Annotated in this window: 21 protein-coding genes; 14 read left to right on the top strand and 7 right to left on the bottom strand. The window is 51.1% G+C overall.

Features of this window, described 5'->3' with window-relative positions; translation table 11 throughout:
- Window positions 1-2 precede the first annotated feature (2 nt).
- The 4 genes from HUU10_12110 to HUU10_12095 all read left to right on the top strand — a co-directional run bounded on the left by HUU10_12110 (window position 3) and on the right by HUU10_12095 (window position 2945).
- Entirely contained in the window at window positions 3-431 is a 429-nt protein-coding gene (locus HUU10_12110) for an ATP-binding protein (protein NUQ82346.1), read from the top strand.
- 555 nt (window positions 432-986) lie between these two features.
- The gene (ubiE, locus tag HUU10_12105; GenBank protein NUQ82345.1) at window positions 987-1655 is read left to right on the top strand and encodes a bifunctional demethylmenaquinone methyltransferase/2-methoxy-6-polyprenyl-1,4-benzoquinol methylase UbiE; all 669 of its coding nucleotides are present in this window, start codon (window positions 987-989) and stop codon (window positions 1653-1655) included.
- Window positions 1642-2388 carry a class I SAM-dependent methyltransferase gene (locus HUU10_12100; GenBank protein NUQ82344.1) on the top strand — a complete coding sequence of 249 codons (747 nt, stop codon included), beginning with the start codon at window positions 1642-1644 and terminating at the stop codon, window positions 2386-2388. The genes ubiE and HUU10_12100 overlap by 14 nt, the downstream gene beginning before the upstream one ends.
- Window positions 2385-2945, top strand: coding sequence for a hypothetical protein (locus tag HUU10_12095; GenBank protein ID NUQ82343.1), 561 nt, complete (start codon window positions 2385-2387; stop codon window positions 2943-2945). Before HUU10_12100 ends, HUU10_12095 begins: the two co-directional genes overlap by 4 nt.
- Before the next feature lie 5 nt (window positions 2946-2950).
- Here the strand turns inward: HUU10_12095 and HUU10_12090 are convergent, their stop codons facing one another.
- Entirely contained in the window at window positions 2951-4255 is a 1305-nt protein-coding gene (locus HUU10_12090) for a hypothetical protein (protein ID NUQ82342.1), read from the bottom strand.
- A gap of 33 nt (window positions 4256-4288) precedes the next feature.
- Window positions 4289-4960 carry a hypothetical protein gene (locus tag HUU10_12085; GenBank protein NUQ82341.1) on the bottom strand — a complete coding sequence of 224 codons (672 nt, stop codon included), beginning with the start codon at window positions 4958-4960 and terminating at the stop codon, window positions 4289-4291.
- On the opposite strand from HUU10_12085, the gene HUU10_12080 reads away from it, so the two are divergent.
- Window positions 4949-5800, top strand: coding sequence for an ABC transporter substrate-binding protein (locus HUU10_12080; protein NUQ82340.1), 852 nt, complete (start codon window positions 4949-4951; stop codon window positions 5798-5800). The two genes, HUU10_12085 and HUU10_12080, sit on opposite strands and share 12 nt — an antisense overlap.
- Before the next feature lie 105 nt (window positions 5801-5905).
- On the opposite strand, the gene HUU10_12075 is transcribed toward HUU10_12080, so the two are convergent.
- On the bottom strand, window positions 5906-6079 hold the full coding sequence (locus tag HUU10_12075) for a hypothetical protein (protein ID NUQ82339.1): 174 nt from the start codon (window positions 6077-6079) through the stop codon (window positions 5906-5908).
- Window positions 6080-6399: 320 nt separating this feature from the next.
- Between HUU10_12075 and HUU10_12070 the strand changes: the two genes are divergently transcribed.
- Entirely contained in the window at window positions 6400-6621 is a 222-nt protein-coding gene (locus tag HUU10_12070; protein NUQ82338.1) for a hypothetical protein, read from the top strand.
- Here the strand turns inward: HUU10_12070 and dprA are convergent.
- Together dprA and obgE are read right to left on the bottom strand one after the other, a co-directional pair.
- Entirely contained in the window at window positions 6618-7721 is a 1104-nt protein-coding gene (gene dprA, locus HUU10_12065) for a DNA-protecting protein DprA (GenBank protein NUQ82337.1), read from the bottom strand. The two genes, HUU10_12070 and dprA, sit on opposite strands and share 4 nt — an antisense overlap.
- 6 nt (window positions 7722-7727) lie before the next feature.
- A complete protein-coding gene (gene obgE / locus HUU10_12060; GenBank protein NUQ82336.1) occupies window positions 7728-8771 on the bottom strand; it encodes a GTPase ObgE in 1044 nt (347 codons plus the stop codon).
- Window positions 8772-8836: 65 nt separating this feature from the next.
- On the opposite strand from obgE, the gene HUU10_12055 reads away from it, so the two are divergent.
- From HUU10_12055 to HUU10_12030, 6 genes are all read left to right on the top strand, one after another.
- Window positions 8837-9418 (top strand): leucyl/phenylalanyl-tRNA--protein transferase, encoded by a 582-nt coding sequence (locus HUU10_12055; GenBank protein NUQ82335.1) that lies wholly within the window; start codon window positions 8837-8839, stop codon window positions 9416-9418.
- A gap of 196 nt (window positions 9419-9614) precedes the next feature.
- Window positions 9615-9896, top strand: a complete 282-nt coding sequence (locus HUU10_12050; protein NUQ82334.1) for a GIY-YIG nuclease family protein — start codon at window positions 9615-9617, stop codon at window positions 9894-9896.
- A 332-nt stretch (window positions 9897-10228) separates the two neighbouring features.
- Window positions 10229-10564, top strand: coding sequence for a nitrous oxide-stimulated promoter family protein (locus tag HUU10_12045; protein ID NUQ82333.1), 336 nt, complete (start codon window positions 10229-10231; stop codon window positions 10562-10564).
- A gap of 85 nt (window positions 10565-10649) precedes the next feature.
- Window positions 10650-13481 carry an insulinase family protein gene (locus HUU10_12040; GenBank protein NUQ82332.1) on the top strand — a complete coding sequence of 944 codons (2832 nt, stop codon included), beginning with the start codon at window positions 10650-10652 and terminating at the stop codon, window positions 13479-13481.
- Between the two features lie 210 nt (window positions 13482-13691).
- Window positions 13692-14303: a cation transporter gene (locus HUU10_12035; GenBank protein NUQ82331.1), complete on the top strand. Its 612-nt coding sequence runs from the start codon at window positions 13692-13694 to the stop codon at window positions 14301-14303.
- A gap of 104 nt (window positions 14304-14407) precedes the next feature.
- Complete coding sequence (locus HUU10_12030) at window positions 14408-15481, top strand: hypothetical protein (protein NUQ82330.1); 1074 nt, start codon at window positions 14408-14410, stop codon at window positions 15479-15481.
- On the opposite strand, the gene HUU10_12025 is transcribed toward HUU10_12030, so the two are convergent.
- Both HUU10_12025 and HUU10_12020 read right to left on the bottom strand, forming a co-directional pair.
- Window positions 15471-16484 (bottom strand): hypothetical protein, encoded by a 1014-nt coding sequence (locus HUU10_12025; protein NUQ82329.1) that lies wholly within the window; start codon window positions 16482-16484, stop codon window positions 15471-15473. The genes HUU10_12030 and HUU10_12025 overlap by 11 nt on opposite strands.
- A complete protein-coding gene (locus HUU10_12020; protein ID NUQ82328.1) occupies window positions 16472-17083 on the bottom strand; it encodes a penicillin-binding protein activator LpoB in 612 nt (203 codons plus the stop codon). Before HUU10_12020 ends, HUU10_12025 begins: the two co-directional genes overlap by 13 nt.
- Before the next feature lie 81 nt (window positions 17084-17164).
- Here HUU10_12020 and bioD point away from each other — a divergent pair, with 81 nt between their 5' ends.
- A complete protein-coding gene (bioD, locus tag HUU10_12015; protein ID NUQ82327.1) occupies window positions 17165-17803 on the top strand; it encodes a dethiobiotin synthase in 639 nt (212 codons plus the stop codon).
- Window positions 17800-19110, top strand: coding sequence for an adenosylmethionine--8-amino-7-oxononanoate transaminase (locus HUU10_12010; GenBank protein ID NUQ82326.1), 1311 nt, complete (start codon window positions 17800-17802; stop codon window positions 19108-19110). Before bioD ends, HUU10_12010 begins: the two co-directional genes overlap by 4 nt.
- The last annotated feature ends 51 nt before the right edge of the window (window positions 19111-19161 follow it).

The raw sequence follows: 19161 nt of genomic DNA, 5'->3' as shown, positions 1-19161 counted from the left end.
CTATGTCTACATCCCTATTTAACAGGCAACTCCAGTTTGCCTCCGATCCAAACAACGCCCGCCTGGTCGAAGATTGTATCATTGACATGGCCGAGTCCTGCGGGCTGGATGATGACACCACCAACTCACTGATGATTGCAGTGACCGAAGCCACCAACAATGCCATCCATCACGGGAATAAGGACAATCCGGCCAAACAGGTCTGGGTCGAAATGGATCTGAAAGCCGATCGTCTGACCGTTTCTGTCCGTGATGAAGGGGCTGGATTCGATCCGGCTGCCATTCCTGATCCTCTTTCCGAAGAAAACCTGCTTAAAACCTCGGGCCGTGGTGTCTTTCTGATGAAAAACATCATGAAGTCGGTCGATTTTAAATTTGAACCCCGTGGTACCACCGTCATAATGACTTTTCAGGTCGGATTTATCAGCTGATTCAGATCTGGTGAATGGTGATTGGTGAAGGAAAAACCAGGATCCAGGTTGGAAATCAGAAATCAGTAAAACCCGGACCCCGGGTGCCGAATCCGGTGGCTGAGGCGCTCGAAGCCACAAGGATAGGATAGCTGAAAGTCCGGCACTGACGGATATCGGGGGGACAAGGGTTTTTCAACGGTTGTGTGATCAGAGAGCCAGAAGCCAGAAGCCAGAAGCCAGAAAACTCCATGATCAGCTGTCATCCCGGCGCTGTGAGTCCGGCCCAGACGGAAAAGCCGGGGACTCTGAATGATGTAAATAAGCACTTTATCCAAATTATTTTAATATGAGATTCCTGCATCTTCGTTAGGGCCGGTTTTTCAGCGCCGGAACGGGAACCGTCTTTAAATAATGGTTTATTAGGAGTATTGTCCCTCTGAATTCTGTATTCTGAATTCTGACTTCCGGACCCTGAGGTTCTCGAAGGGTCTGACTCCTGTCTTCAGATTCTCTATCTTTGCCCCAATTGAAAGTTCCGGAGCCTTCTTGTCGAAAAAAACCTACGTCCGGTCGATGTTTAACAACATCGCCAGAACTTATGATTTGCTGAATCATGTCCTGTCCTTCGGGATCGACTATTACTGGCGTTACCGGGCCATCCGCCTGTTGCGACCTTCCCAACCTGGCCTGATTCTGGATATGGCCACGGGTACCGGAGATTTCGCTCTCGAAACTCTCAGGCAACTTCCCTCCTCACGGATTGTTGGCATGGACCTTTCTGAAACCATGCTGGCAGTGGGTCAGACAAAACTGAGAAAACGCCAGGTCACAGACCGGATCCATTTTGCCTGTGCGGATGCAGAAAATCTGCCGATACCCGATGCGATTTTTGATGCGGTGACGGTCGCTTTTGGTGTCAGGAATTTTGAAACCCTTTCCACCGGCCTGCGCGAAATGGGTCGTGTGCTGAAACCAGGTGGGCAGCTGATTATTCTGGAATTTTCCAGGCCAGTTTCCTTCCCGATGAAACAACTGTATTTCTTTTACTTTAAGCGGGTCTTGCCACTCATTGGCCGGCTGGTCTCCAAAAATCAAACAGCATATACTTACCTGCCCGAGTCGGTTCTTCAATTTCCAGATCCCGATCTGCTGGCCCGCATGCTGAAAACCGCCGGGTTTCAATCGGTCCGGATTGAATCCATGACGGCCGGCATAGTGACCATTCATCATGCCATCCGTTAAGCCATGGTTCGAAGAGTGGTTTAACCATCCGCTCTACCTCGATGTGTATTCACACCGCGATGATGCCGATGCGCGCCGTCTCATTGCCGCCGTTCTGCCATTCCTGAATATTCCGGCCGGGTCTCCCGTTCTGGACCTCGCTTGCGGAACCGGTCGCCATGCGGTGGTTCTGGCTGAAAGCGGACTTCAGGTAACCGGTGTGGACCTCTCCGAAAATCTGCTGGCTATCGCAGGGAAGGAAACAGCCAGACTGGGTCATTCCATCGAACTGATCCGCTCGGATATGCGGTATCTGAACCTGAAAAAATCCTTCTCGGCGGTCTTCAGTTTATTTACCAGTTTCGGCTATTTCGATGATGACCGGGAAAACTTCAGTGTCTTCCGGGTGATTTCTGACCACCTGGAACCCGGTGGATGGTTTGTCTTTGATTACCTGAATGATCCCTTTATCCGACAGCATCTGGTTCCATCGGATGAACGCCGCCTGGAAGGAGCCCGCCTGATTCAGAATCGCCGGATTGAGGGCAGGGTGCTGATCAAACAGGTAACAATCGAAAAACCCGGTCAGGAGCCGCTTCACTTTAATGAAAAGGTGCATTTATACACAGCAGATGAATTGGTTCCGGTCCTGTGGGCCATGGGACTGACCGAGATGCACCGGCTCGGGACGCTGGATGGTGATCCCTGGACGCCTGAATCACCCCGGTTGATTCTGATCTGTAAAAAATCATGAAATACCTGACAGGCTCACTGGTTGTTTTACTCCTGCTGACTGGTTGTGACTGGTTCGATCTTCGCGATCCGGAAGAACCTTCTCAGCGCCGGTCATCCTTTCAGGAACCCTTCCAGCCGGAATTCGTGCTCGATAATCTTCGATTTGCGTTCAGTGAAGCCAATCCCGAAAATTTCAGGAAATGTCTGGGATCCGATGGTGATTACCAGTTTATCCCGTCACCCGAGTTTCAGTCGAGTATTCCTCCCCTGACACGTGAAGATGAAATTGTGGTTTTTACCAATCAGATGCGTGATCTGCTTCCGCAGGAAACCATGACGGTAACGTTTATCAACGCGGCTTTTCAGCCAACACAGATTGATTCGGTGGAATGGGTGGCCGATTACCGGTTGTTCATCCCGAGATCCAGTACCGATTATCCGAGTAACATCGATGGTAAAATGGTGCTGAATTTGCGGAAATCGCCCGAAGGATTGTGGTACATTTACCGGTGGCGTGATTTTTCGGTGCTGAACAATTTCTGCTGGTCCCAGCTGAAGCTGCGATTCATGCAGTAAAAAATTCAATCATCCTCATCAACCTGCAGCGCTTTTCCGGTAAAATCAATGGATTCCGATTTCTGGTACTGATTAGAGGGGAATGAACGAATGACCCTGGCCGGCGTCCATCTGACCAGAATCCGGTCGGTACGGAAAAGTTCATCCGGGTAAACCGACTCGGGAAATGATGATTGACTGAGACTGATGGAGGCAGGAAGGGTAAACCACTGACGCAGGTCAGCCATCTCAGTCGCGGTTCCCACTACCTTCATCACCTGGCCCCCGATCCACAGGACCTGAAGGAACGTGTCAAATCCATCCGGTTCATCCACTTCCTTGTTTTCCTGTCGCTGTTTTTCCCGCTCTGCTTCCCGATCATCAAGAATGGCTCCCGTCACTGTGGTAACACCGGATGAAAGCAGAAATTTGGTTGCCGCCCGGCTAATCCGCTCCTTGGCCATGATCGATTCACGGGCATTAAAATCTTCCTCAAATCTAGCATTAACCGGCAGGGAAACGTCGTCAGACTTCTTCTCCCCCGGATAAACGGGATGACCGGGTTTCGGGGCAAACCGGTCAAACAATACCGGATAAGCGACCTTGATGCTGTGAAAATCAGACTCGGTTGTGATCAGCAGATGGATCGACCCTTCAAACAGTTCCTGAATAAATCCATCCAGCCGGATGGTAAGCGGTTGTTTTCCCGGAGCAGATCCGGCTGTGACCAGGGAATCATAATCCAGACCGGCATGAAGAAAAGACACCCGGGCATCATTCTCTTCACCTGCCATGGCAAACAGGTGACCCGCGTAAAGGTTCAGTAACCGGAAATGAGACCGCTTTCGCTTGTATGGCTCCGGATGATCTTCCAGATAAGTAAAACGCTCATTCATTTTCCGCATTTCAACCACCGCAGCATCCGGGTCATTTTTCTGCATCAGGGAAAGCGATTTGAAAAAATGCAGGAGCAGATGTTCAATCGGGTATCCTTCATAATTTTCGGAATACTCATTTGAAACCATGCTGGTTAGCTTTTGCGAAATCCGCCGGGTGTACTGATCGTCAATAATCCGCTCAGCCCGGTTCCAGTACTGAAGGGCTGTATCAGGCTGTCCGGCCGAAAAGGCCAGCATCCCGCTGTTCAGTGTCTGAAAAAGTGCCGATTGGTTTCCGGGTTGCATATTCCGGATGATCTGACGTTCAGCCGGACTGCTCTCACGGTTCTGAATGGCTTCCTGGATGGATTCCCGTTTCTGCAGGAAAGAGCTCTGCCCGCAGCCGGAAAGGATCAGAAGTGAAAGGACTAAAATGGGATAGAGTAACCTCATGCTCCGTCTTACGTTTCCCGGCTGGTGGAAGATTCAATCCGAATTGGTCCGGCGTTTTATCAGATCGGGAACCGGCTGAGCCTCCCTGATCCAGTCTGTCAGAACCAGACTTGCATGGCGGATGGCCATTTCTTCGTTGGCTTTCCATTGTGAATGAGAATCGGGACCGACCAGATTGCTGATACCCAGAATGGCGGTAAAGGAAATGTGGAAATAAGCGGCTACCCGTGCCACAGAAAAAACCTCGAGCTGTTCGGCATCGGCCCGGTAAAAATCACGCAAGGCCACCGAAGCGCTTGTTTCGCGGGTGATGGATGGTGTGGTCAGAACCACGCCGTTTTTAACCTTGAACGGGTAGTGAGGTAACTGGCAATGGCGTTCGAAGGATAGCTCGGATGGCTGCGGATCGGGCATGTAGGAGTTGCCCATGGCTGTGGCCACGTCTCCGAACCGGTATGAAAATGGAATAACCACATCGCCAGGTGAGAGAAACCGGTTTGGATAAGAACCGGCGGTTCCGATAAAGAAAATTTCGGCCGGATGAAGACTGGTGATGTACCGGGTGGTATGAATGGCCGCTTCCACCGGACCAACACCGGTGAACGCCGATTTCACATTCGGTTGGATTTTATCGACATTGAGAAAACGCTGCTCCGGTTCATAAGCGCTCAGGATCAGTCTGAGGGAAGAAGAATGACGATTCATATCAATTACAGCCCCGATTCCGATGATTTTTTTATGTTCTATCCGGCGCTGGCAGGATTGATTCCCACCGGGGATTACCGGTTTTCCGCAATGACCCTGGACACTCAGAAGTTAAACGATCTGGCATCTGAAAGCAATCAGACCGATGTGTCTGCTATTTCACTGCATGCATACGCCGGACTGGCCGACCGGTTTCTTATTCTCCCGCATGGTGCCAGTGTGGGACGAAATTACGGTCCTGTTCTGATTGCTGGTAAACCCATGACTGTCGCTGATCTGGCCGGCAAACGAATTGCCATTCCCGGATTAAAAACAACCGCCTGGCTGATCCTGAAACTCATGGTTCCTGATGTGCAGCCGGTTGTGGTGCCGATCGAACCGTTTTACCGGATTTTCGATGCCATTTCCTCGGGTGAAGTGGATGCTGGCCTGGTGATTCATGAAGGCCGGCTGATTTATCAGGAGCGAGGTTTCCACCTGGTAGCCGATACGGGTCAGTGGTGGCATCAGACTTACGGTCTCCCGCTTCCTCTGGGGGTGAATGTGATCCGCCGCGGGTTGGGAAAAAAAGTGATACGGGAGGTTTCCGCCATTCTGAAGGATTCCATCCGCTTTTCACTGGACCACCGCGATGCCATGATCAGAAAATGGGTGAAAGAAGATCCCCGCGGTATTCAGGAACTGGCCGATTATAACCGGGTTGATGATTATCTGGCCCTTTACGCAAATGCAGATACCGCCTCCATGACTTCCGAACTGAAAAAAGCCTGTCAGATGGTTCTTGATGAGGGTTTCAAAGCCGGAATCATTCCCAAAAAGGTGAAAATTGACTGGGCGTGAAGGCAGAAATGCAGGAGAGAGAAGTCAGGAGTCAGGAGTCAGGAGCCATTACCCGGTGGCTGAGGGTCTCGAAGCCACCGGAGGACAGAATACAGAATTCAGAATTCAGAATTCAGAATACGCAATACGGAGTACGGAATACAGAATTTCTCCCTCTCCGCCGGAGAGGGAAGGTGTGAGGGTCTGTTGGCTGTTTTTTCCTGAAAAACCCACGATGTCTTTCTGGCGCTGTGAGTCCGGTACTGACGGAGAAGCCGGAGTATTCACCTGTGATGTCATTCTGGCGCAAGCCGGAATCTCTATTTTAAATAATTTGGATAAAGTACTTACCTACATCATTCAGAGATCCCGGCCTGTCCGTCTTGGCCGCACTCACAGCGCGGGGATGACAGTTGATCATGGATTTTTCAGTCTCCTGACTCCTGACTCCTGACTCCTGACTTCTGATATTTTTAACCCCGTCACTCTTAACCGCAAATCCCCACCCCTGTCCATTTCACCATTCATCTCTTTGATCAGAAAAATAGACAACTCAGGAACCAGAACGACCGTTTATCCCGTTTTTGATACAGGGCACAATTTTTGCACTAAAAGGGACCATGGAATCTGAAAGTTGCATCCGGCTGGAGTGCCGGAGTCAGTTAGAGCTCGATCTGCTCATGGAACTGATGAATCAATACAATCTGCATCCGCTCGGGATGCACCGGCTGAAATCGGACGGAATAGAAATCATCCTCCGGGTCAGCGACCGGATCAACAAACCGGCCTTTTTTGGCAAGCTCGTTCTCTACGAAATCTACTACACCCCCTACGCCAACTAACCCATCCTGATAAAATACTTGCCCGGTAACTGCCGGACGAGTCCCTTAAACTCCATCGTCAGTAACTGAATCAGCAAATCGCCGGTTGTTCGGTCTACCAGATCGGCAAGAACATCCACATGGACCGGGGTAGATGATAACTGATCATAAATTGCTGCTTCAAACAGCGTAAGGTCGGGAGGAGGAGGCAGTGGCTGTCTGGGTCCGGATCCCGAAAAGCCGGGAAGTTCCTGAAGAATATCCTGTGCGGTGATGACCAGCTTGGCCTGACCGTTCTGGATCAGCCGGTTGGTGCCAACCGCCCTGGGCTGAAAAATGTCGCCGGGAACCGCAAACACCTCACGGTTCATATCCAAAGCCATGGCAGCGGTGATCAGTGCACCTCCCCGGTCGGCGGCTTCGACCACCAGTGTTCCCAATGATAAGCCTGCGATGATCCGGTTGCGATCAGGAAAATGCCTGGCGTCGGGTGGTGAATCGGGTGGGTATTCGGTTATGACACAGCCAGTCCGGCACACATCATCGACCAAAGGCTGGTTTTCGGGAGGATAAATCTGCCCCAACCCGCTGCCAAGTACTGCAACGGTGGTTCCCCCAGCCGCCAGGCAGCTCTGATGAGCCACTGTATCGATGCCACGTGCAAATCCGGAAACAATGGTAAGACCTGCCTGAACCAGACCTGTCGTGAGTTTTTCTGCGGCCAGTTTTCCGTATGGCGTGGGAATCCGGGTACCCACAACAGCCATTGAAACGGCCGATAATGCAGACGGATCCCCCAAACCGAATAAATGAGTAGGCATGCCGGATAGCCGGTTCAGGGAAGCCGGGAAACGCTCATCCCAAAAGGGAAGAATCCATCCACCCGTGTCATCCACCTGCCGGATCAATTGGTTGTGGATTTCTTCATCCACAGGAAAGACAGTCAGGTCAGCGGCATATTTCGGACCAATAACCGGATTGGCAGCCAGATGATCGGTTCTGCACCGTTTCAGCTGGCTGATGGATTGCATGGAGGAAAAAAGAGACCGGATCCGTGTGGGGCCAAGACCGGGCACACGGGTCAGGTGAAGCAGTAAATGCAGTTTGTCGTCGGATATCATGGCGGATCAGGGCCGCCAGGTTGTCTCCGGTTTGGGATTGGCCTTTTCCTCATCGCCGGATGTGCCCGAAACGAGCAATTCCCACAATGAATGGACAAGTGGTTTAAGTCCTTCTCCCAATACAGCCGAAACCAGATAGACCGGGCCGTGTTTTTTTATACTCGTCAGTTTTTTCTTCAGGGAAGCGGAATCCTGAGCAAGATCGGTCTTGCTGATGACGATTACAAATGGCTTGGTCAGCAGATCGGGTGAGAACCGTTCACATTCCGAGCGTAAAATGGAGAATTCCTTTGCGAAATCTTTCGAATCGGATGGGATCAGAAAGGCAAGCACCCGGGTTCGTTCTATGTGCTTCAGAAACTGAATGCCGAGTCCTTTTCCTTCCGAAGCTCCTTCAATAATCCCAGGCATGTCGGCCATGACAAAACTCTGTCCCTGATCGTGGAACACAATACCGAGCGCAGGAACCAGCGTGGTGAATGGGTAGTCGGCAATTTTCGGACGGGCAGCAGAAAGGGTAGAAACCAGAGTGGATTTTCCGGCATTGGGAAATCCGACCAGCCCGACATCGGCAAGTAGTTTCAATTCCACATGGATGTCTCTTTCCTCACCGGGTTTTCCTTCGGTGGCATAGCGGGGCGCCCGGTTGGTTGGTGTGGCAAAGTTTGCATTGCCCAATCCGCCCGATCCACCCCGGGCGACACAAAGCTCCTGCTGATCGGCTGTTATTTCGCCAAGCCTTTCGCCGGTGTTGTGATCGTGAACAATGGTTCCAAGAGGAACTTTGATACGGATATCGTCGGTGTTTTTCCCGTGCTTGAGGCTTCCCATTCCATGCTGGGCACGGGGAATCTGATACTTTTTCTGATACCGTAGGTCAAGCAGGGTATTAATGTTACGGTCCCCGACCAGAAACACCGATCCGCCATTTCCGCCATCGCCCCCGGAAGGGCCGCCTTTGGGAATAAATTTTTCGCGGCGGAAGGCCACGCAACCATGCCCGCCACCGCCGGCTTTTACATGTACGACAACTTCATCAATAAAATTCATGGCGCAAAGATACCCCATGACCCGTCCGAATTGAATTCGGATGCCGGTGCGGACTACCTTTGGGCGTGTCTGAACCCATCACCGCCGACCTGATTCTGTACGGATATACCCGTGGGGTGTTTCCCATGGCCGATCCCGATACCGGGGAAATCGCCTGGTATTCACCAGATCCGCGGGGTATTATCCCCATCGACACCTGGAAACCCAAACGTTCCCTTCGCAATCTGATGAACCGCGGTTGGTACGAGTTCCGGATCAACACCGATTTTGATGCAGTCATCCGGCACTGCGCCAACCGGGATGAAACCTGGATTTCCAACGATATCATTCACCTTTACACCGAGTTGCATCACCGTGGATTCGCCCATTCGGTGGAAGTCTGGCGTGACGGTGAGTTACGGGGCGGGTTGTATGGAGTCGCTATCAACGGGGCATTTTTCGGAGAGTCGATGTTTTCACTGGAAAGCAATACCAGTAAACTGGCCCTTCATTTTCTTGTTCAGACCATGAAACACCGGGGACTGGTGCTGTTGGATACCCAATGGATCACCTCCCATCTCGATTTTCTTGGTGGAGTATATATTTCCCGTCAGGAATACATGCGCCGTCTGAGCCGGGCCATGCAACTGGCGGTCAGTTTTTTATGAGAAAACGGGAAGGATGAACAGGCAAAATGTGTCGGGTATTATCGGTCATCGAGTATCCCGCGAAGCGGGATGCTGAAAGTCCGGCGCAGACGGATATCGAGATGACCAGCAGGGCCGTGAGTCGTTTTTCTTTTTTAACGATTCAAGTATCCTTAATATACTACTCAAGAATCCCGGGAAAGTTATAATGGCCTATATGTACATTCTGCATTGCAACGATGGTACTTTTTATACTGGAAGCACTATCGATTTAACACTTCGCTTCATACAATATCAATCTGGATTTGGTGCAAATTATACGAAGCGACGGTTACCGGTTACCCTCGTCTATTGGGAAGAGTACGACAGAATCACAGATGCATTTAACCGGGAAAAGCAGGTACAGAACTGGTCACATCAGAAGAAATTGGTATTAACCGAAGGTGAATCCGGTCTATTGTCAGGGCTTGCGAGAAAGGTGTTTACCGTCAGCAAGTGAACCGGGCCCCTCGATACAATTCTCCCTTCGGTCGAATCACTCGGGGACCGGGGAAAATCGGTCATCGAGTGACGAACGCAGTGAGTCGTATCGAGATGACCGGAAGGTTAGGAAGCCGGCCCCCTCCCCGATTTAATCGGGGCAAGCGGGATCACTCGGGGTCCGGTGGCACAAAAACTGGTCCACGGTTATAGAAATAAGCGTTTCTGCCATGAAATTCCTCACTCCTGCTGCGTATTTTCTTGGTGTTTTCTTTTCTTCTGAACCCAATCAGTCTGAAAAACTGAAATTACAGTGACAAAAAAGTCCATAAAAAGGACGATTTTGCAGGTATGAAGACACCCGATATTTCACGGTTGGACCGGGAACGGAAAACCATCCGGGTTATGATTGCTCTCTGGTGCCGGGGGAACCATAACAGGGACCTCACAGAGTGTCCCGATTGCACCGCCCTTTTTACTTATGCCCTGAACCGGATTTCCCGCTGTCCGTTTGCCGGGAACAAACCCACTTGTGCTCAATGCACCGTTCATTGCTACCGGTCCGATCCGCGCGAACAGATCAGAAAAGTCATGCGGTATTCCGGTCCCAGAATGCTGATTTATCATCCCATCCTGACGGTCAGGCACTACTGGGATGAATGGTCCCACGCCCGAACCAGCACCTGAAGCCGTTTTATTCTCCGGTCAGTTTGATCATTTGATGGCGGTTTGCTATTTAGCAAGGCCTTTTTTTAACTGAAACGGAGAAACCATGATCAGAAAATCACTCCTGCTGGTGCTCTCGGCCCTTCTCGTGGCCGGTGTGGCTGTTGCACAGCAGAAATCTGCCAAGAAGCCGGCTGCAAAACCGGCAAAAACCGCAAAGGCACCTGCCAAAGCAGTGAAAGCCGACAAAGTTCCTGCTGCCTGGGAAGGCATGACCGCAGAAATTCCCTATGAGGAATTCACGCTTTCCAATGGTTTGCGTGTGATTGTTCACGAAGACCGGAAAGCACCCATCGTGGCTGTGAATGTCTGGTACCACGTGGGCTCTAAAAATGAAAAACCCGGAAAGACGGGTTTCGCCCACCTCTTTGAGCATCTCATGTTCAACGGCTCGGAAAACATGGATGATGATTATTTCCAGGTGATGGAACGGATCGGTGCCACCGACCTGAACGGCACCACCAACAATGACCGCACCAACTATTTCCAGAATGTACCCACCCATGCCCTCGATGTGGCTCTCTGGATGGAATCGGACCGGATGGGTCACCTGCTTGGTGCTGTCACCCAGGCCAAACTGGATGAGCAGCGCGGTGTGGTACAGAACGAAAAACGCCAGGGAGATAACAATCCTTATTCCATCGGATGGGAACTGACCACCAAGGCCACCTGGCCGGCCGGTCACCCCTATTCCTGGACGGTGATCGGATCATTGGAAGATCTGAACAATGCCAAACTGGAAGATGTACATGAGTGGTTTAAAACCTATTACGGTGCTGCCAATGCGGTGATTGTACTGGCTGGTGATATCGATGTGAAAACAGCACGGACCAAGATGGAAAAATACTTTGGTCATATTCCATCTGGACCCCCGGTTGCAGCCTTCGATTCCTGGGTGGCCAAACGAAGCGGCGAGCAACGTCAGGTTGCTCAGGATCGGGTAAAGCAGACCCGGATTACCATGACATGGAATGTCCCGGCCTGGAGAACTCAGGAGGCTACCGTTCTGGATATCGCCACCGATGTGCTTTCCGCGGGCAAAAACTCCCGCCTGTATAAGCGATTGGTTTATGATGATCAGATTGCCACACAGGCTTTTGCCTATATCGATCAGCGTGAAATTGCCTCACAGGTAACCATCGGAGCCATGGTGAAACCCGGTATCGATGTGGCCAGAGTTGAGAAAGCACTTCGTGAGGAGCTGACCCGCTTCCTGACCGACGGTCCGACAGTAGAAGAACTGGATCGCGCAAAAACCGAATCCATCGCCGCTTTCATTCGCGGAATTGAGCGGATTGGCGGATTCGGAGGAAAGTCAGACATTCTGGCTCAGAATGCCATCTATGCCGGCCGCCCGGATTTTTACAAAACCCGCTATCAATGGATCAGGGAAATCACGCCTGAACAAATGAAAAAAGTATCGGTGGATTGGCTGAGCGATGGGGCTTATGTTCAAACCATCAACCCGTTCCCCGAGTTTACCAACGCCGACAGCAGCGCGGTTTCCCGCAAATCATTACCGGTGACCGGTGCAACTGTCGAACCCAAATTCCCTGCTTTCCAGTCAACCACGCTACCCATGGGACTGAAAGTGTATCTGATTGAACGGAAATCCATTCCAACAGTTCAGATTGATCTGCTGCTCGATGCCGGCTATGCGTCGGATCAGGGCATTAAAGCAGGTACGAATCGTCTGGCCATGGATATGCTCGATGAGGGAACCGCCACCCGGACCTCCCTGCAGATCAGCGAACAGCTTCAGAAAATCGGAGCAACGGTAGGAACAGGTTCCGACCTGGATGCCAGCTATGTTTCTCTGGATGCATTGAAAGCAAATCTGGATCCGGCACTGGAAATTTTTGCGGATGTCATTCTGAATCCGGCTTTCCCTGCTGCCGATTTCGATCGGATTAAAAAGCAGACTCTGGTTGGCATCCAACAGGAAAAAACCCGTCCTGTACAAATGGCCCTGCGTACGTTCCCGGCGTTGCTTTATGGTAAAGGTCACGCCTACTCGAATCCGCTGACCGGATCGGGCACCGAAGCATCGGTTGGTTCGCTTACCCGTGACGATCTGAAAGCCTACCATGCAGCCTGGTTCAAAGCCAATGCGGCTACTATGATTGTGGTGGGTGATATCACCATGTCTGAGTTAAAGCCGAAACTGGAAAAATTGTTCGGCGGATGGCGCTCGGGTGATACTCCGAAAAAGAACCTGTCCGAGGTGAAATTGCCGGCCAAACAATCGCTCTACATCATCGATAAACCGGGTTCACCCCAATCGGTGATCATGGCGGGGCATCTGGTTATGCCGAAAAACAATCCGGATGAAATTGCCATTGAGTCCTTTAACAATGTGCTGGGTGGATCGTTCACCTCCCGCATCAACATGAACCTGCGCGAGGATAAACACTGGTCATATGGTGCCTCCAGTTTTATGCGCGATGCAAAAGGACAGCGGCCGTTTATCGCTTATGCCAATGTGCAGACCGATAAAACTGCCGAATCGATGGCTGAAATCCGGAAGGAATTCAACGACATTCTTTCAACCCGGCCGGTCAATGCCGGAGAGCTGGAAAAAATACAGAAAAGCATGATCCTCGAATTGCCAGGTGCCTGGGAAACCAATGCATCGGTTCAGGGATATCTTACTGATCTGCTCAAATTCGGCTATCCGGAAGATTACTATACTACCTATCCGGGGAAAATCCGCGATCTGAATCTTGAGAAACTGGCCGAGGCAGGTAAAAAACTGTTGCGTCCTGATCAGGTGATCTGGGTAATCGTTGGTGACCGTGCTAAGATCGAAGAGAAGATCAAAGCATTGGGCTACGGCGAGGTGAAATACCTGGATGCCGATGGAAATGAAGTAAAGTAATTCAGCAAAGGATGAATCCCGGTCTGTAAATGGCCGGGCCATCCCGGGGGTTGTCTTAAAGGAAATGGTTGCCGGTTCCGGTTGAATGACGGAATGGAGACCTGCGAAAAGGGGCAGTCAGCAAACCGTAAGAAAGGGAGCTGACCAGAAACACGCCGCTTTTCTTCTTTTGGGGCACCCCCCTTTGTTTTAAAAAAGGAAGGAACCTGCATGTCTGGATGCGGTTGCGGCCCGGATGAAAAGGAACTGATCAGCAGACGGGTGCTTTTATCGGTTTTCTGGATCAATTCGATCATGTTTCTAACCGAGGGTATCCTGGGTTGGCTGGCCGATTCAAGTGGTCTGTTGGCTGATTCCCTCGATATGCTTGCTGATGCTGCCGTCTATGCCATTGCACTGTCGGCCGTCGGGAAAAATCTTCAGAGAAAGAAGCGTGCAGCCAGTGTGAGCGGGTATCTTCAGGTCGGTTTGGGAGTCCTGGTTCTTGCCGATGTGGTAAGAAAACTGATCACCGGGTCCGATCCGGTGGATTGGCTCATTATGGGGACCGCATTTCTCGCTCTGGTCGCCAACTCGGCCTGTCTGATGTTGTTGAATCCGCATCAGAAAGGGGAGGCACACATGCGTGCTTCCTGGATTTTTACCAAAAATGATGTCATTGCCAACGCAGGGGTGCTGCTTGCCGGCCTTCTCGTCCTTTTAACCGACTCATTCCTGCCCGATCTGATGGCCGGCGTGTGTATTTCGGCTCTGGTGATCAGAGGTGGATGGCAGATTCTCCGTGAGAATGAACCGAAGGACAATCTGAATGTGACTAAATAAATGATGCAAATTTAGAGTAACTGCTAAATAATTAAGGCATAAACATAAATACACATTACAATAGTATTGTAAATCGGTTTACCATTGAATATCTTTAACCTGTCATGACTGCTGCAAGATCTTTTTCTTCATTTGAATCGCCATTGGTAATGGTTCTTTCTGAGCCCAGGTTGCATCAGTTTATTGATGATCTGGCCCGCCGAAAAGAGGAATTGGAAAGCAGACCCGGCAAGCAGCAGACGCTGACTTTTTCAAGGAGTTATCTTGAGCAGGTTCGTCAGGCGTTCAGAACCCAGATTCTGAAGGGTGAAAACAATCTGCATCAGTTGGCTCACCTGCTGTCCTCGTGTTTCTTCTACAATGAGTTTGAACTTCACAGCAATGTAATTGGCGTTCTGCCGGGTGGTGAACGCCCGTTTATGATCAGGGAACGGATTTTACGTCAGGATTTGCTCTCCTTGACCGATCTCGATCTAGGCAACCAGATGATTGGAAATTTCAGGTATCAGCACCAGGGAGAATGGAAAAGCCTGGTCCTGTCAGCCAATTTTGTTGAGTACATCCCCTCAGGTAAAACCCTGTTCAATATCAACCGGATTACCAGCCGGGTGAAAGCAGAAGAGGAAATCTGGAACAAGGTGACTGATGAACTCTTTCACATTGACCAGTTGATCCGCCGGGATAAGCAGCTCAGACAATACAGCAAGTACGTGAAGGACGTGTTTGGTGTGAAAGTGGTGTGTGAATCTGATCGGGATTGCAAGGTGGTTCAGGAAGTACTTGAACAGGATGGTCTTACCCAGATTTCCTGGCTGAGCAGAGTCAGACATCAGGGCCGGAAGGTTAGTCCGGTCAAATTTATCGAAACGAAGGATTACCTGTTCTGTCCGCCGGAAGCCATGAAAAAGACCGGTTGGAAAGCCATTAAGTCGGTGGTGAAATGGAATGACCACCTGTTCGAGATTCAGTTTCAGCCGTTGAGTAATTACTACCTGGAACTGGATCACATGGCTGAACCCAGTCACCGATCATTTAAACTGAACCGCGATCAGATGCGGGAAGAGCTGTCCCGTCACTTACCCTTTTACGGATTTTTCAGGGATCTGCTCAGAATGGTGTTCATGGAGAAGGTGATGGAATTTGATCATCCGGTGGCGCGGGTGATTCTTACCGACTAACCGGATCGGCCAGATATCCTGCCACCTGTCTGGCAATGGACTGTCCGAATTGCCGCACGGCTTCCTCCCTTGACGTCCCTGCCGATTTTCCTGCTGCAGAAAAGGTGAATACAACCTCACCATTTTCATTCAAACCGGTTCCTTCCACCCGTCCCCGTAATTTCAGATCCGGTCCATCCTGCTGAAAAGTGAGTCCCTGCAAACGGATATTCAGAAAGAGAGTGTCTGATGAGGCAGTATTCCACAACCAACCAGAAACCCGTTGGCGTATGGCTGGTTCAAATCCGGAAAAAATCAGCTGATCCACACCATCCGGTATGCCGGCGGTGGAATCGGTAGAAGTTTGAAAGGACGTCCGGATGGAATAGTACCTCCGGTCTGCTTCATAACGATCGCTTACTGCTTCCAGATTGGTTTCCGGAGCAGGAACCCCGATTACATCTAAGTACCGGGCAAACAACCGTGCATCTTCCCGTTTACGTTCAGATCGGTAACCCGCCATCAGGCGTTTCCACGGATCATCGCCAGCTGCAGAAAAATCGCGGTCGGTATTGGCAGCGATGGTCTCAATCCGCCCGGTTAAATCTTCTGCAAATTCGGTGAGATCAAGGGTGGCCCTGATCACCGTTTGTCCGTTTGAAGTACCGGGCTCTGAGTAACGGACTCCAGTCAGCCGGTTCTGGGTCGATTGAAAGATGGTTTCTGACCATGCATCGGTTCGTTCCACAGTGGTCTCATTGCCAGTGGTGGTTTCCGTGAAATCGGTCTTGAGCATGCTGCGTGAGGAAATTTTTACTTCGAACCAGGAGGAGAGTTCACGCAGCGCCTGCCGTTTGGCCATCTCGGGGGTTGATCCGGTGCCGGTTCCGGTCAGAATCTGACCGGATCGCTGAACACCTGCAGTGATGACATCGGTTTTGGCGGTTTTAGTGTTGTCGGTACTCCCGCAGCCAATGAGCAGAAGCAGCGAAACGCTGATGATTCCCGTTTTTACCATTGCCATTTATCCTGTTCAATGAACTTTTTAATTTTTTTCTGTCCGGTCCAGACGATTTCCCCGGTTTCGATGTCAACGGCTTCAAGATCCATCTGGTAGAAAATCACCGTTTTTCCTTCAAAACGGTCCGGAACGGAGGACAATTGACCTTGTAACATCACATCAGCTCCGGTTTCGGCGGCCATTTCCTTCACCGTTTCCTCCCGGGCAAATTCCTGCTGATCGCGTTTCTCATCGCGCAGTTCTTTCCGTTGAGGTTTGGATGCAATGAATTTTGCTTTGCCCGATTCGACGATGGCCTTCTGAAGATCTTTGATAAACACAGACACATCGATGTGTTCAGAGGTTTTGTTCCGGATGTTTCCAACCGTCACAACAGGGATTTTTCCCGAAAAATCGGCCTGCTCCAGCCAGGCAGAGGCAAATACATCATTAATCAGAGCATCGGCAACCAACCGGGAGTCGGAATCATTCCACCGGCCAGAAAGGTCGATGGTTTTTTCAACCTCCACACGTGAGACCGTTCGTTGGGCAGGTTCGGTGGATGAGCATCCCACGAGGACCATGGTCATCAGTGCAAGAGGAAAAGTGGTAAGGGGGTTCATACGTCACTCCATGAGCAGTTTCTGATCCGGTTTACGACCGCCGGCGTGAAAAAGTTACCGGATGTCCTATTTTTGTCGGGTATGAAAACATCGCATATTTTAACGGGAACATCAACCGGGATTGGCAAAACACTCGCTTCTGCTATCCTGATGGCAGGAACCAGCGCAAGGTACTGGAAACCGGTTCAGAGTGGCATCACCGAGGGCTCAGACACCGATTTTGTTAAACAGGTGACGGGTCTTCCCGATGACCGGTTTTTTCCGGAGGCCGTCCGGCTGACTCAGCCATTGTCTCCGCATCTGGCCGCCGATCTGGATGGGGTTTCTCTCGATCAGGATTTGCTTCTTCAGGTCCCTCATTCTTCAGAACCGCTTCTTATTGAAGGGGCCGGCGGGCTGATGGTTCCGCTTACCTGGTCCTGGCTCCAGATCGACTATTTTGCCGAACTGGGATTCCCGGTCATACTGGTCACCAGCACACAATTGGGGACCATCAATCACACCCTTCTGTCACTTGAGGCCCTCAGACACCGTCATATTCCTGTTGCGGGCCTCATTCTGAATGGTGAGTGGAACGATGGCAATGACCGGTCCCTTCGTCATTTCGGAGAGGTACCCGTTCTTGGTTGGATTCCCCCGCTTGCCGGACCCTTCACGCCAACACTCCTGACTTCGGTTTTCAGGCAACATTTCGATCTGAACTGGTTTGGTGCTGAATGAACTGGCTGGCACAAAGCAAGGCACACGTCTGGCATCCTTTCACCCAGATGAAAACGGCGCCCGATCCGTTACCGGTTAAATCCGCAAAGGACGAATTTCTTTACCTGGAAGATGGCCGCACCCTGATTGATGGGATTTCTTCCTGGTGGGTGACTTTGCATGGTCACAGTTATGAACCCCTGGTCAGGGCCCTTCAAAACCAGGCCACCCTGCTGGATCAGGTCATTTTTGCCGGATTTACCCATGAACCTGCCGCCCGTCTGGCTGCCCGGCTGTCGGCACTTTGGAACCATCAGCTCCCTCGGGTTTTCTATTCTGATAATGGCAGCACCGCGGTTGAAGTGGCCCTTAAATTGTCGGTCCAGAGCCGTATCAACCGGGGAGAATCAGATCGGACAGGCATCGTGGCTCTCGAAAATGCCTATCATGGTGATACCCTCGGTGCCATGTCGGCCGGAGACCGCGGCCCCTTCACGGTGGCATACGGGTCTATGTTGTTTGATGTGTACCGGATTCCTTCACCGGCCGGTTTGACTGGTCCTGTCTCGGATGAAACGGGAAAAGCAAGTCTGGATGCTCTCAGTGTCCTTCTGGACCGGCATGGTAAGACCATCAGTGCGGTAATCGTTGAACCAGCCGTTCAGGGAGCCGGAGGAATGCGCATGTGGCCTGCGGGAATTCTGAAAACCTTCAGAGAAATAACCGCCAGACACGGGGTTCATCTTATCGCCGATGAAGTGATGACCGGTTTTGGCCGGACCGGTTCCCTCTTCGCCTGCCAGGCAGAGTCGGTGGTTCCTGATCTGCTGTGCCTGTCAAAGGGGATTACCGGCGGAATGATGCCTTTATCGGTCACCATGGCCTCTCAGGACATTTATGACGCTTTTCTGAGCGAGGACCGGTACAAAACCTTTTTTCACGGACATTCGTACACGGCCAATCCGATGGCCTGTGCCATTGCAAATGCCTCACTGGATGTCTTTGAAACTGAACCGGTGATGGATCGGGTTTCAGCCATCGGAAAGGCTCATCAGAACCGGTTTGCCGATTTCAGAATGCTGAAAAATGTCACGGATGTCCGACAAAGGGGCACCATCCTTGCCGTGGAACTGGATACCAGCGATGCGGGGTATTTTTCAGGGTCAGGACCGAAACTATACCAGCATTTTCTGGAAGCGGGAGCACTGATCCGACCATTGGGGTCGGTTGTGTACCTGTTGCCGCCTTTTTGCATTTCACCAGCCAGTCTTGACCGCTTGCATACGGTCATGCTGGATCATTTATCGGATCTGAACAGACAACCATAACTGATCCGACCGGTTTTTTTCCGATATTTACTGGACTGAATGGAAGGTAAA

Source organism: Bacteroidota bacterium (assembly GCA_013360915.1).
In the GTDB taxonomy this organism is placed as follows: Bacteria; Bacteroidota; JABWAT01; order JABWAT01; family JABWAT01; genus JABWAT01.
Note: the sequence above shows the minus strand (reverse complement) of the source record. Positions and strands in the feature narration are given on the sequence as shown.

Bases quoted from the DNA above. Each gene is read 5' to 3' on its own strand.
- dprA (NUQ82337.1), bottom strand. From the start codon at position 7,721: ATGATATCCGACGACAAACTGCATTTACTGCTTCACCTGACCCGTGTG.
- HUU10_12090 (NUQ82342.1), bottom strand. From the start codon at position 4,255: ATGAGGTTACTCTATCCCATTTTAGTCCTTTCACTTCTGATCCTTTCC.
- HUU10_12010 (NUQ82326.1), top strand. From the start codon at position 17,800: ATGAACTGGCTGGCACAAAGCAAGGCACACGTCTGGCATCCTTTCACC.
- HUU10_12040 (NUQ82332.1), top strand. From the start codon at position 10,650: ATGATCAGAAAATCACTCCTGCTGGTGCTCTCGGCCCTTCTCGTGGCC.
- HUU10_12085 (NUQ82341.1), bottom strand. From the start codon at position 4,960: ATGAATCGTCATTCTTCTTCCCTCAGACTGATCCTGAGCGCTTATGAA.
- HUU10_12030 (NUQ82330.1), top strand. From the start codon at position 14,408: ATGACTGCTGCAAGATCTTTTTCTTCATTTGAATCGCCATTGGTAATG.
- HUU10_12095 (NUQ82343.1), top strand. From the start codon at position 2,385: ATGAAATACCTGACAGGCTCACTGGTTGTTTTACTCCTGCTGACTGGT.
- HUU10_12035 (NUQ82331.1), top strand. From the start codon at position 13,692: ATGTCTGGATGCGGTTGCGGCCCGGATGAAAAGGAACTGATCAGCAGA.
- obgE (NUQ82336.1), bottom strand. From the start codon at position 8,771: ATGAATTTTATTGATGAAGTTGTCGTACATGTAAAAGCCGGCGGTGGC.
- HUU10_12110 (NUQ82346.1), top strand. From the start codon at position 3: ATGTCTACATCCCTATTTAACAGGCAACTCCAGTTTGCCTCCGATCCA.
- HUU10_12070 (NUQ82338.1), top strand. From the start codon at position 6,400: ATGGAATCTGAAAGTTGCATCCGGCTGGAGTGCCGGAGTCAGTTAGAG.
- HUU10_12100 (NUQ82344.1), top strand. From the start codon at position 1,642: ATGCCATCCGTTAAGCCATGGTTCGAAGAGTGGTTTAACCATCCGCTC.
- HUU10_12045 (NUQ82333.1), top strand. From the start codon at position 10,229: ATGAAGACACCCGATATTTCACGGTTGGACCGGGAACGGAAAACCATC.
- HUU10_12025 (NUQ82329.1), bottom strand. From the start codon at position 16,484: ATGGCAATGGTAAAAACGGGAATCATCAGCGTTTCGCTGCTTCTGCTC.
- HUU10_12020 (NUQ82328.1), bottom strand. From the start codon at position 17,083: ATGAACCCCCTTACCACTTTTCCTCTTGCACTGATGACCATGGTCCTC.
- HUU10_12050 (NUQ82334.1), top strand. From the start codon at position 9,615: ATGTACATTCTGCATTGCAACGATGGTACTTTTTATACTGGAAGCACT.
- bioD (NUQ82327.1), top strand. From the start codon at position 17,165: ATGAAAACATCGCATATTTTAACGGGAACATCAACCGGGATTGGCAAA.
- ubiE (NUQ82345.1), top strand. From the start codon at position 987: ATGTTTAACAACATCGCCAGAACTTATGATTTGCTGAATCATGTCCTG.
- HUU10_12075 (NUQ82339.1), bottom strand. From the start codon at position 6,079: ATGACATCACAGGTGAATACTCCGGCTTCTCCGTCAGTACCGGACTCA.
- HUU10_12080 (NUQ82340.1), top strand. From the start codon at position 4,949: ATGACGATTCATATCAATTACAGCCCCGATTCCGATGATTTTTTTATG.